The sequence below is a fragment of the Paenibacillus harenae genome (genome assembly GCF_030812415.1).
Lineage (GTDB): Bacteria > Bacillota > Bacilli > Paenibacillales > Paenibacillaceae > Pristimantibacillus > Pristimantibacillus harenae_A.
The window spans coordinates 184743-196810 of the sequence record NZ_JAUSST010000003.1 but is presented as its reverse complement, the minus strand read 5'-3'; the positions used below and the strand labels follow the sequence as shown (position 1 = coordinate 196810).

General features: G+C 54.4%; 11 protein-coding genes. 6 read left to right on the top strand and 5 right to left on the bottom strand.

Features of this window, described 5'->3' with window-relative positions:
* Nucleotides 1-83: 83 nt before the first annotated feature.
* Together J2T14_RS11105 and J2T14_RS11100 are read left to right on the top strand one after the other, a co-directional pair.
* Nucleotides 84-590 (top strand): GNAT family N-acetyltransferase, encoded by a 507-nt coding sequence (locus tag J2T14_RS11105; RefSeq protein WP_307470752.1) that lies wholly within the window; start codon nucleotides 84-86, stop codon nucleotides 588-590.
* A gap of 13 nt (nucleotides 591-603) precedes the next feature.
* Complete coding sequence (locus J2T14_RS11100; protein ID WP_307470750.1) at nucleotides 604-2406, top strand: ABC transporter ATP-binding protein; 1803 nt, start codon at nucleotides 604-606, stop codon at nucleotides 2404-2406.
* Between the two features lie 419 nt (nucleotides 2407-2825).
* On the opposite strand, the gene J2T14_RS11095 is transcribed toward J2T14_RS11100, so the two are convergent.
* Genes J2T14_RS11095 through J2T14_RS11085 form a run of 3 tightly spaced genes read right to left on the bottom strand, consistent with a single transcriptional unit; the run spans nucleotide 2826 to nucleotide 6902 of the window.
* On the bottom strand, nucleotides 2826-3839 hold the full coding sequence (locus J2T14_RS11095; protein WP_307470747.1) for a zinc-binding alcohol dehydrogenase family protein: 1014 nt from the start codon (nucleotides 3837-3839) through the stop codon (nucleotides 2826-2828).
* Nucleotides 3840-3887: 48 nt separating this feature from the next.
* Nucleotides 3888-5411, bottom strand: a complete 1524-nt coding sequence (locus J2T14_RS11090; RefSeq protein WP_307203110.1) for a UxaA family hydrolase — start codon at nucleotides 5409-5411, stop codon at nucleotides 3888-3890.
* Nucleotides 5412-5414: 3 nt separating this feature from the next.
* Nucleotides 5415-6902 (bottom strand): tagaturonate reductase, encoded by a 1488-nt coding sequence (locus tag J2T14_RS11085; RefSeq protein ID WP_307470743.1) that lies wholly within the window; start codon nucleotides 6900-6902, stop codon nucleotides 5415-5417.
* A gap of 186 nt (nucleotides 6903-7088) precedes the next feature.
* Here J2T14_RS11085 and J2T14_RS11080 point away from each other — a divergent pair, with 186 nt between their 5' ends.
* The 3 genes from J2T14_RS11080 (at nucleotide 7089) to J2T14_RS11070 (ending at nucleotide 8466) form a co-directional block, all read left to right on the top strand.
* Complete coding sequence (locus J2T14_RS11080; RefSeq protein ID WP_307470739.1) at nucleotides 7089-7943, top strand: AraC family transcriptional regulator; 855 nt, start codon at nucleotides 7089-7091, stop codon at nucleotides 7941-7943.
* 114 nt (nucleotides 7944-8057) lie between these two features.
* Nucleotides 8058-8225 (top strand): hypothetical protein, encoded by a 168-nt coding sequence (locus tag J2T14_RS11075; RefSeq protein ID WP_307470736.1) that lies wholly within the window; start codon nucleotides 8058-8060, stop codon nucleotides 8223-8225.
* A gap of 46 nt (nucleotides 8226-8271) precedes the next feature.
* Nucleotides 8272-8466 carry a hypothetical protein gene (locus J2T14_RS11070; protein WP_307203119.1) on the top strand — a complete coding sequence of 65 codons (195 nt, stop codon included), beginning with the start codon at nucleotides 8272-8274 and terminating at the stop codon, nucleotides 8464-8466.
* 90 nt (nucleotides 8467-8556) lie between these two features.
* On the opposite strand, the gene J2T14_RS11065 is transcribed toward J2T14_RS11070, so the two are convergent.
* Nucleotides 8557-9495 (bottom strand): EamA family transporter, encoded by a 939-nt coding sequence (locus tag J2T14_RS11065; RefSeq protein WP_307470733.1) that lies wholly within the window; start codon nucleotides 9493-9495, stop codon nucleotides 8557-8559.
* 185 nt (nucleotides 9496-9680) lie between these two features.
* Here J2T14_RS11065 and J2T14_RS11060 point away from each other — a divergent pair, with 185 nt between their 5' ends.
* On the top strand, nucleotides 9681-10877 hold the full coding sequence (locus J2T14_RS11060; protein ID WP_307470731.1) for an acyltransferase: 1197 nt from the start codon (nucleotides 9681-9683) through the stop codon (nucleotides 10875-10877).
* Between the two features lie 335 nt (nucleotides 10878-11212).
* On the opposite strand, the gene J2T14_RS11055 is transcribed toward J2T14_RS11060, so the two are convergent.
* Nucleotides 11213-11932, bottom strand: coding sequence for an SIMPL domain-containing protein (locus tag J2T14_RS11055; RefSeq protein WP_307470728.1), 720 nt, complete (start codon nucleotides 11930-11932; stop codon nucleotides 11213-11215).
* Between the last annotated feature and the right edge of the window lie 136 nt (nucleotides 11933-12068).

Here is a 12068-nt window from a genome sequence, read left to right as displayed (position 1 = left end):
CTATACTTTATCTTGGGCGTGCGCAGAAGGAATCGGCGCTCCGATCGCGAATGGTGGATTATGACAAAAGGGAGGCGATTTGCTTGCTTATAAGAGAAGCAACTATCGATGACGCTGCCGCTATTGCCCAGGTTCACGTGGACAGCTGGAGAACGGCTTACAACGGCATCATCTCGGCTGATTATTTGGCTAAGCTGGACGTGGGCGCACGGGCGGCCAACTGGACTCGGTTCTTTGAGCAGCCGGACCGAAACAGCATCGTCTACGCGGCAGTCAATGATGATGGTTCTCTTGTCGGATTCATAAGCGGAGGAGCAACGAGAAACCCCGAATACGCCTATGAAGCGGAATTGTACGCCATCTACCTCTTAAGCGGCTATCAGGGACAAGGGATCGGATCGAGGCTTGTCAGCGAGATGGTGAACTATTTTCGCCGGAATGGTTATCGCTCGTTCCTATTATGGGTGTTGGAGCAAAATAGCGCCGTCGGCTTCTACAAACGACTGGGCGGTCAAGTGTTTGACCGCAAGGAGCTTGCCATTGGAGAGGATAAGCTCGTTGAGCTGGCTGTCGGCTGGGAATCGCTTTGAATTGGAGGGTTTTATGAGTTCTAAGACGATGTCGAAAGAGAAGAGCGGCACCAAGAGAGAGTCCGTATGGTCTCTGCTGAAGGATAGCACGTTCCGCAGCTTGCTCTCTATTGTTACGAAGTACAAATGGTATTATGCGTTCGCCGTAGGCTCTCAACTATTATTAACGGCAGCTGCACTGCTGTTCGCGGATACGAGCAGACGGCTGTTCGACCAGGCTCCCGACATAGCCCGGGATTCGCTTGTCGGCTTGCTCGTTACGTTCTCCGTTATCGCGATGTTGCAACTGCTCTTCACTTTCGTCAATAATTGGCTTCGCTCAGCACTGAATGAATCGGTTGTTTACGAGATGCGGCGCAATATTCTGAACCATCTTCAGCGTCTGCCTCTATCCTTTCATGAGAACAATCATAGCTCGAACTCCGTGAATGTCATGCATCATGATCTGGAGATTGCTAAAGATTTTATCGTTTTCGATGTGCAGAAGCTCATTGCGCTGCCAATCTCGTTCTTGTTCGTCGGCATTTATTTGTTAACCGTCCATCCTATCCTTGGCATTGTCGCGATTGCCATCGGTCCGCTTCAATTGCTAAGCAGTCTTGTGCTTAAATCTAAATTCAAACAAGCGGCCGAACTGCAAAACCGCGTAACGCGCGACGTATTTTTCACGATTGGCGAGACGCTGCATGGCATTCGCGAGGTGAAATCCAATCAGATGGAGGATCGCGTGGATGGGAAGATGGCCGAAATTCAGCGCAAGGGCGTCGCCTATAACGTCATGCTTACAAATATTAGTACGATCCGTTCCATCGTCAAGGACTTGCCGGGTCAGATCGGCTATATTGCAGGCATTGGGATTGGAGCGGCGCTCATGGCTTCGGGCGAGATTGGCGTTGGCGGTCTCGTCGCCTTCATCACGCTGCTAGGCAAAGTTGCTGAGCCGTTCACCGTACTTGTTGACACCGTGAACAATCTGCAGCGGTCGATTGCGGGCGCACGGCGTCTGTTCGAGGTAATGGAAATGCCGGAGGAGAACACGAACTCCGGCAAACCGCTCGCGCCCGGTGCGCCTGTCGTATCGTACCAACAGGTGTCCTTCCAATATGATAACGGGAGGGATACGCTGCAAAATCTTTCTTTTTCCATTCCTGCCGGAGGCTCTCTTGCCTTAGTCGGGCCAAGCGGCGCAGGCAAGAGCACGATCGTCAAGCTGCTGTATCGATTCTATGATCCGAGTCAAGGAACGATTACCTTAAACAACGAACCGATTGGCGACTACTCGATCGCTTCGATCAGGTCGCGCATGGCGCTCGTATCGCAAGATATTTTCTTGTTCGACGGTACTGTTATCGAGAATATTGAGATCGGCAAGCCTGGAGCGTCGCGCGAGGAAGTGATTCGGGCGGCAAAGCTAGCGCAGGCTTACGAGTTTATCGAGACGCTGCCTAGCGGTCTCGACTCAGAGATCGGGGAGCGCGGCGTTAAGCTGTCTCACGGTCAGAAGCAACGGTTGTCGATTGCGCGCGCGATCCTTCGTGACGCTTCGCTGCTCATCTTGGACGAGCCGACCTCGGCGCTGGACATCGAGACGGAGGCCTCGTTCCAACGCGATCTCGGCGAATGGGCGTCCCATTGCACTAAAATCATTATCGCACACAGGCTATCCACCATCCGCGACGCCGATTATATCGTCTTCATTGAGCAAGGCGAAGTCGTGGAGAGCGGTACGGCTGAGCAACTGCTGGGCCAGAACGGTCGCTTTCGCAGCTACTGGGACAAACAGAGCGGAGCAAAGCTCGCGGCCACGTCGATCTAGTGCTCCGTAAGAGCGTGGAATAAGTCGGAATATCCGACTTACTCCCGACCAACTAAACAAGGTTACCTGCCTTAAGCGGTGATATTCATCCTATTCCTTCGAAAGTAGGTTAATCGAGCTCCTTTCATCACGACTGAGCAGGAATAAGTCGGATTTCCCGACTTATTCTCGCCAAACAACCAAAGTTACCTGCCTTAAGTGGAGCTTTCCCTCCTATCCTTCGACTACAACTCTAACTATGCTACTTTCGCGACATGCGCGCAGGAATAAGTCTGATTTCCCGACTTACTCCAGCCCAACTAACCAAGGTTACCTGCCTTAAGCGGTGTTTTCCATCCAATGCATGACGGTATACGAGGTTTGACATTCCTGTAACCATAGCAGAAAAGGCCCTCAAGGGGCCTTTTCTAATCATGCTATCACAACTCGGCCATCGCCTTAATGACCTTCGACTCCGGCTTCAGCAGGGCGTCGAACTGGCCTGGCAGCTCATCGAATGGGATGCGGTGCGTAATGTAGCTGCCCGCGTCGATGCTTCCGCTTTGGAGGGCGGACTTGACCGCCGCGAAGTCTTCCGGCGTCGCGTTGCGGCTGCCCATCAGCGTCATCTCGCGTTTGTGGAAGTCCGGATCGTTGAACGTAAGATCCGCTTTTACCAAGCCGACATATACAAGCGTTCCGCCATGCGACACGAGGTCGAACGAGGATTGCATCGACCGCGCATTGCCAGTCGCATCGAATACGACTGTCGGATACTCGCCGTCTGTCAGCTCCGCAACACGCGCCTTGGCGTCATGCAGCGCATTCACGGTCCCATCTACCTTCGCCCAATGCTTGCAGAAGGCCAGCCGCTCCTCCTGAATATCCATAGCGATCACCTTCGCGCCGCGATGCTTCGCGAATGCCATGACGCCAAGGCCGATCGGCCCGGAACCGATGACAAGCGCCGTATCGCCCTCGCCGAGCCCAGAGCGGCGTACCGCGTGAGCGCCGATGCTAAGCGGCTCTAACAGCGCCGCTTCATCGAGCGATAGCTCGTTCACGACGAGCAGATGCGTCACTGGGACGGCAATTCGTTCACGCATGCCGCCGTCAATATGAACGCCAAGCACCTTCATATCGGTACAGCAGTTCGTCTTGCCCCGCCGGCAAGCGATGCAATGCCCGCAATGCATGTACGGGATGATGCTCACCTGATCGCCCGCCTTCACTTTGCCGCTTGAATCGTCGACTTGCTCGACGATACCGGACAGCTCATGCCCAAGTACTCTTGGATAGGTGAAGAAAGGTTGATTTCCTTTATACGCATGCAGGTCCGTGCCGCATATGCCGATACGGCGAATGCGCACGATCGCTTCGCCGCCTCCAAGCGCCGGCTCTTCCTGCTCGACTACCTGCAGACGATCCACTTGTTCACAGACGATTGATTTCACGTTGCCTTGCCCCTTTATCCGTTTTTTGCTGTGTTGTTCGACATCACATCACAGAATAACGCCGTCTTTAAATATCGCGATCTCCTTAAATCCGTTGCGCTCATTATGCGTCTGCGACTCGCCGGACGCTAAGCTAATTAGCTGCTCCCACAGCTCGTCGGTCAGCGAATCCATGCTTCTATCCTCAAGCAGCCTGCCAGCATTGAAGTCGATCCAGTTCTTCTTCCGCTCGGCAAGCTCGCTGTTCGTCGCGATCTTCACCGTCGGCACCGGCCCGCCGAACGGCGTCCCTCTGCCTGTCGTGAATAGCACGATATGCGCGCCGCCCGCGGATAAAGCCGTCACCGAGACGAGGTCGTTGCCCGGCGCCTCCAGCAAATTAAGCCCCGTCCGAGTCACGCGTTTGCCGTAAGGAACGACGTCCATCACGGTAGCATGCCCGCCCTTCTGCGTGCAGCCGAGCGACTTCTCCTCGAGCGTGCTAATGCCGCCCGCCTTATTGCCCGGCGAAGGGTTCTCATAGATCTCCTGATTATGCTTCATGAAATAATGCTTGAAATCATTGATCAAATGCACGATATCGCCGAATACTTGCTCATCCGCCGCGCGGTTCATCAGAATCGTCTCCGCGCCGAACATCTCCGGCACTTCCGTTAGAATCGCCGTTCCGCCCGCGCCGATCAGCCGGTCGGACACCGACCCGACAAGCGGGTTCGCCGTAATGCCGGACAAGCCGTCCGAGCCGCCGCACTTAAGGCCAAGCTTCAGCTTCGATACCGGCACCGGCTCGCGCTTGAACCGTTCGGCATAAGCAACCAACTCATCGATCAGCTCCAGCGCCTCCTCGATCTCGTCCTCCGCCTCCTGCGACTTCAAGAACTTGATCCGCTCCGGACTATGCTCGCCAATCGCTTCCTTGAAGGAATCGATCTGGTTATTTTCGCAGCCGAGTCCAATGACAAGCACGCCCGCCGCATTCGGATGGTTAACTAGCGAGCTGAGCAGCTTCTGCGTATGAACGAGGTCGTCGCCGAGCTGCGAGCAACCGAACGGATGCGCGAAGTGGTATACGCCGTCGACACGGCTGCCATAGATCGAGCTCGCTCTTCTTGCGACGATCTCGCAAGTCTTGTTAATGCAGCCTACCGTATTAATGATCCATATTTCATTGCGAATGCCGACATCGCCATTGTCGCGCACAAAACCTTGGAAGGTACGATCCGCATAAGGGGAAGCGACCGCAGTCACGCTGTCAGTTGCTTCGCGGGCCGCCGGCTCGTACGTGTAATCGAGAACGCCCTTCAGCCCCGTCCCCATATTGTGCGTATGCACCCAGCAGCCCGGCTCAAGATCCGTCTTCGCCTTGCCGATGGAGTACCCGAACTTCAGAATATCGCCGCCCTCGCTTGCCGGCCGGGTCAATATTTTGTGTCCCTTAGGCACATCATCGAGCAATACGAGTTGCTGCGGCTTCCCATCCCGCTCCTCAAGCGACAACGTATCGCCTTTGACATAATCCTTCAGCGCAATGACAACATGGTCGTTTTCATGCAATCGAATCCAGTTATTCATCTCTTATGCCTCCATCTCTTCGATAATTTCGGCAAGCTGAGCTGCAAGCTGGGGCTGCCCCGCAGCCAAATCCCGACCCCATATATCGCCCAGACCAAGCAAGCGCGCAACCGTCTGCTCAAGCGGCCAGCTCCCAGACTTCGCCTCGCTCCACACCGCAGCAATCGCATCCAATTGCGATGCATCGTCACGGACCATATAAGATTCGCCGGCAAGCGTATAACCTTTAAATCCTTCGTCAACCCGCTCAATCTTGTAATAACGAAGCAAACCCGCCAATCCTTGCAGCAAACCTTGCGGCAACGACTGTCCGCCGTCGGCGTAATGCAGCAGCGAAGGAAGGAGCCTTACTTTGAACTTGCTTAAGCTATTCATCGCAATATCTGCCAACCGGTGGAAAATATACGGGTTTAGAAAACGTTCATACACCGCTTCCGCATAAGCCGCCAGCTCCTCGGCCGCAATCGGCAGCGACGGAATAATCTCTTTCTCTACCGTGTCGCGAACGCGCCTGCCGAGCGCGGGATGCTCCATCGCTTCTCTCACCTGCGGGATGCCATGCAGCAAGCCAAGCGGCGTCATCAGCGTGTGCGCCCCGTTCAATATGCGCACCTTTCGAAGCTGATACGGCTTCAGATCTTCAACCCAGTGAACGTTCATCCCGGCCGCGCGCAGCGGCAGCAGCCTCTCCAGCTCCGGCTCCGCTTCAATCGCCCAGAAATGGTACGGCTCGGCCGTCGTCAACATCGGGTCGGAATAGCCCCATTCACTGAACCAGGCATCTGCCTGCGCGGCATCCGGATAACCCGTCACGATTCGGTCTACAAGCGAATTCAAAAACCGGTTATGCTCGCGCACCCATTGCTTGAACGCCTCCGGATAACCCCAGTCGCCGCTGTACCGAAGCACGCAATCGCGAAGCTCGTCGCCGTTGCGCTCCAGCAGCTCGCATGGCAAGCAGACAAGTCCCCGCCCCGGATCGCCGGCAAAATAAGTAAAACGCCGATATAACAGCTGCGTCAGCTTGCCCGGATACGACTGAATGGGCTGCCCCTCCACAAGCGCTTCCGGACGGTACACAAGCCCCGCCTCGGTCGTATTCGACACGACCACTTCGAGATCCGGACTCTCCGCCAGCGATAGGAACGCATTCCAGTTCGAATACGGATCGAACGCCTGTCCGAACACTTGAATCACTTCCGTGCGCTCGACGCGCTCCCCCCGCTCCAATCCGCGAATGACGAGCGTATACAAGCCGTCCTGCTCCGCTAATGCGTCGATCTTCGGCTTGCCGCCCGGACGCGGCTGCGTCACCGCAACAGCGCCGTCATATAATCCTTGCTTTCGGCATTCATGCAGCATCCAATCGACGAATCCGCGCAGGAAGTTGCCTTCGCCAATCTGCAGCACTTTAACCTTGCTATTCGCCAGCCGCACGCCAGCCGCCGCCTGCTCTGCATGCAATACCTTGCGGCTCATTATCGTTGTCATCGTCCTCAAATCCCCTCGTATTTGATTCGAATCATCGTCCAACATTCACTGCTTTCTCCTCCATTATAAAATAACAATATCAATGCAATAAATGACCGGAAAGCGCTTATTTGTACTCTTTTTTGATATTTGATACAATCTATTAACTGATAGACCACATAAGCATGGAGGTATCCATCCGCTCTCATGAATCCGTATCGCAAGCAATTCGATGCCAGTACCGCCTTCCCGTTCGAATACGTCTACAGAGACTCCAAGAGCGCGCAAAACGAGCTTCCCGACCATCTCCACGACTGGCATGAGATCGTCTACATCTACAGCGGCAGAGGTACGTTCTTCATTGACCAAACATTCGCCTTGGCCGAGCCCGGCGATCTGCTGCTCATTCCCGGCAATACGATCCACCGCTCCTTCCCCGATCCCGCCGACCCGAAGCTGTCGACTGCCCTTTTCTTCAGCGGAACGCTCGTTCATGGCTCGACGCTTGGCGATACGTTCTCGTATATGCGCTGCTTCGAGCTGGCTCAGCGGCAACGTCGATACAAGCTTCCAACGACAATGACCGAGCGCGAGCAGATCGAAGCGCTAATTGAAAGCATCCATAGCGAGCATATTGACAAGGTGCAGGGCTATCGGCACGCTTCACTCATTCGACTGCAGCAGCTGCTGCTGCTAATCAATCGCATGATGGGCAGGGCGGAGCAGTTCCAGGCGGCAACCTCCATCGCTCCGCGTTGGATGACGAATATCCTCGCCTATATCGACGAGAACCTGGAAGAGCAGCTTGGTCTGGCCCAGCTTGCCGCTCGCGCCGCCGTTACGCCTTCGCACTTCTCCCGTCTGTTCAAAAAGCTCACCGGCCTCAACGTCACCGAATACGTCACGACGAAGCGCATCATTCGCGCGAAGGAGCTGCTGGCCGGGACGGATGCGCAAATCGCCGAGATCGCTCAGCAGTGCGGATTCGAGAGCCTGCCTCATTTTCACCGCATGTTCAAGAAGATGACCGGCTTAACGCCGGCCCGCTACAAGAAACACTAGCTTCCTTCCCCCGAAAAAATGTAGCCGACGACGGTGTTACTCGCCGCTTCGGCAAGTCCGCCCTTCACATATGCTGTAGTTCAGCAATGATCTGCTCTGCAAGGGAGGGTGTACATGCTTCGTTCGAATGTGAAAACGTACAAATACCGCGTTGGCAAAAACCAATACATTATCATTAATATCCAGCAACTGGCGTCCGCTAGCGCGCAAGACGGCAATGTCCTTGCAAGCAACGCGCTTAACGTGAAGATTTTCAAAGCTGAAGCCAAGCCAGGCCGCTAACGCCCCCGCCTGCAATGGATCTCGTACTTCGAGAGGGGGTGATTCTATGAAATACAAGCAACGCAAACAATCCCGTCAATTGAATACGACGAAGTGGTCAAGCGGCACGACGAACGTCCATGTGAAGCAAGGCGCTAACGCTACGATCAACCAAGGCGGCAACGCATTCGCCATTAACGCTTCGGAGATCGGCGTCGTCCGCATTCGTCCCGGCAGCCAGAACGTACCGACTCGCAGCTAATTCCCGTGACGGCATGCAACGACAAAAAGGACAGCCCTAGCCCGCCCTTTATCGACGGCAGCTTGGACTGTCCTTCTTGTTGTTGCAGATTTACGCCCCGAACAATCGCATAAGCACAATGCCGGCGAACGCCAGCATGATACCTGCCAGCTCCGGCCGGGAGAATACTTCCTTCACGACAAGTCTCGTGTACAGCAGCACGATCAGCACGTTAAGCGCCGTCACTGCGGACACAAGCCCCGCCTTGCCTATATCAAAGGCCGTCACGATGAACATCATGCCGACGACGTTCGTAATGCCGACCGCCAGTCCGACGAGAAACGTCCGCTTCGGGCTCCAGCCCGTGTCCTTGTTCTCATTCGTTGCCGCGATAACGGCGACTGCCTCCGCTTTCCTCCCGACGGCAGCCGCCACTCGTTCTTGCCGCAGCTTCGCCCGCTCCCGCTGCCGATCGCGCAGCCACCAGATGCCGAAGCAGCTTGCCCCGGTTAAGAACATATAGGACAGCGTCGGGAACAGCTCCGCTTCCAGAATCGTCGACCACTTGCCCGACAGATCATTGGCCGCGAACAGCAGCATGGCGAGCAAACCCCACTGCGCTCCCTGCAGGTTGCGCAGCGAGATATCGTTCGAATAGCGGACGAGCAGGATGCCGCCCACGATAATGGCGAAGGCGATAAGCTGCATCGCATGCAGCCGTTCATTCCAGAGCGCGAACGCGGCCAGCACGACAACAACCGAGGGCAGCGCGGTCAATATCGCGACCAGCGAGGCTTTGCCTACGGCGAAACCCTTGAACATGCTCGCATTCGCTCCGAACGAGAATACACCCATTTGGATCCCGACAAGCGCTCCCGCCGTCCAATGGGATGAATAGACCAGCGCGCACGCGATGCTTATAATCGCGCCCATCGTGAATGTACCGAATAACAGCAGATTGCGGTTTAGCGGTTTCTGACTTGTATAATGATACAGGATGCCGCGCAGACCGAAGCTGACCGCCGCAAGCACCGAATACGTTAACCACATGAGATAAGATTAGACCCCTTCCCGGATTCCCCCCGTTGTCGTGTACTATCATAACAGGCAACGACAAATTTGTCTGCCTGCCATGTTGGAATAAATAGGGTATCGCTATATAATGACGTAAGCGGCAGAATCGCAAACACGACTCACACTATCCATCCTCACTCTATTAATGAAAGGTGATTCCATTGTCACTAACGCAGTCAGCGAAAAAACCGCATCTCCCCGAGCTCGACATCGTCAGGGCAATCGGCATTATGGCGGTCGTCATGATCCATTCCACGTCGTCGGCCGTGAATAGCTACGACCACGCGTCCTCCTTCTATCCGGTCTACGTTTTTTTGAACATGTTCTCCAAGTTTGCCGTACCCGTCTTCATCTTCCTAAGCGGCTTCGTGCTTTTCTACAACTATTTCGGGAAGCCGTGGACGCTGGAGTCGACGGGACAATTTTACAAGAAACGCATTACGAAGCTTGCTATACCTTTTATTCTATTCTCGTTTTTCTATTGGGCTTTCGTTAAGCTGGTTGGTCCGGGTTTCGTCGATCTGAAGACGTTTATCGGTTATTTCGCCGATCCAGTATTCTGGGACAAGCTTCTTATCGGCAAAACATACACCCATCTGTACTTCATCGTCATCATCATTCAGTTCTACCTGCTTGCGCCTCTTATGCTAAGCGTGCTCAAGAAATTTCCTGCGCTTGGCAACCATATCGTCTGGATCGGGCTGCTTGTCCAATGGCTATTCATCTATAAGGTCGTGCCATTATACGGTTTAACCAATACGGCCAGTTATTCGTTTACCTATTTGTTTTATTTTGCGGCAGGGGCGTTTATCGGCATCCATTACTTGAAGCTGGCAGGTTGGATCAAGATTCGGAAGCAGAATGCCTCGGCGGGCAAAATATCGGCATGGGTCGCACTCTGGACATTGTTTCTTGGCAGCAGCATCTATATGGTCATGAACGGTTATCATTTCAATGCGTACAATAAATTTCTTATTTCGTCTAAACAATTGGAATTGGTGAATGAGGTGCAATGCGTGACCGCGGGGCTTGCTTTGATCCAGCTCTCGCACTGGATCTATGACAAATGGAATAAGACTTTGGTGCGTGCCCTACTCCATATCGGAGCAACGTCCTTCGGCATCTATTTGCTCCATCCCGTCGTCACCTACTTCAATAGGACCGTGCCTACCGGCGGAAGCTCGTTTCTCTACCATTTATGGGCGGCGACAGGCTTCCTCATTGCCCTTCTTCTTCCTTGGCTGATCGTCTCTCTGAGCGCGAGATGGAAGTGGCACTGGCTTCTGTTCGGGCCGCTCCCGACGAGCAAGAAGGCTGCGCCTTCGAACACGAATTCGAAGATTAGCGCGACTCTATAGGGTTAAAAAAGAAGAGGTTGTCTCAAAAGGATTAGGGTTCGTACATGGCGTGGGATGCGCGAAGTGGCTATACTGGATCATTGCAGTAACTTAGGCTGTTTCGGGCCATAACAAGAGCTATATTGGATATTTGCAATATAGAACTCTGTTTTTCACCCAAAATACCGTCAAATGCTCAAAGTTAGCGCGAAAATCCAACATAGCTCCCACCGACAATAATTCCGCCCAAGTTACTGCAAAAATCCAACATAGCAGCCAGAGGTTAGCTGCAAGCGCACAGAAGGGCTGTCCCTAAGCCATTGGCTTTTGGGACAGCCCTTCTCTGATCGCCAAATCTACGCCTGCACGATTACATAAGTCGCTCGTACCGACGAGCTTACGGTCAGCGTTCCCGCCTCTATAGGCGTCACGACGCTGTCCGCGGCGAACGAAGCGGCCTTGAACATCGGAACAGGTTCGCTCGGACGTGGCAGTTGCCGCACTTCGAGCGGCACTTTCGAGATGACGACGCCGAGCGTCTGGGCCACTGTGATCGCACGCTGCGCGGCATCCCTCACTGCGTTCGACAACGCCTGATGCTCGTAGAGCTCGGGCCGCGAGGTCGTCAGCCGGATGCTGGACACGGAATTAGCGCCGCTTGCGACGGCGGCGTCTACGACAGCTCCTGTCTGAGCGACTTGGTCTACCGTTACTTGAAGCATATTAGTCACCTGGTAACCGCGGAACACCTGCTTCCCATCGATGAAATCATACATCGTATCGATGCGGTAATCCTGCGTCTGCAACTTCTCTCGCGGAATGCCCATTCCAAGCAGCGCTTCGATTACCGCAGCAGCAGTCCTCGCATTCTCCGCTTGAACCGTCTGCAGCTCCAATCCTTCCGTTACAACGCCGAGCACGATAATAGCCCGATCGGCTGGCGCCGTAGCCGTACCTTCCCCAATAACCTCGATCGTTGACGGGGTTCTCTGCACGAATGCAGGCGCTGTCCCCCCGGCAGGCCCTCCTCTATAACCGCCAAGCCCCTCATAGCCGCCATAACCGTTTCCGTTCATAAGCCAGCTCCCTTCTACTTCTTCCAAGCTAACAACTGTTTGCTCCTATATACACACTAACGAATTGCTCCATATATATGTTTCACCCTCCTAGTCGTATACCGCGCGCAGGCGACGCCTGTTCGAATACTGTATT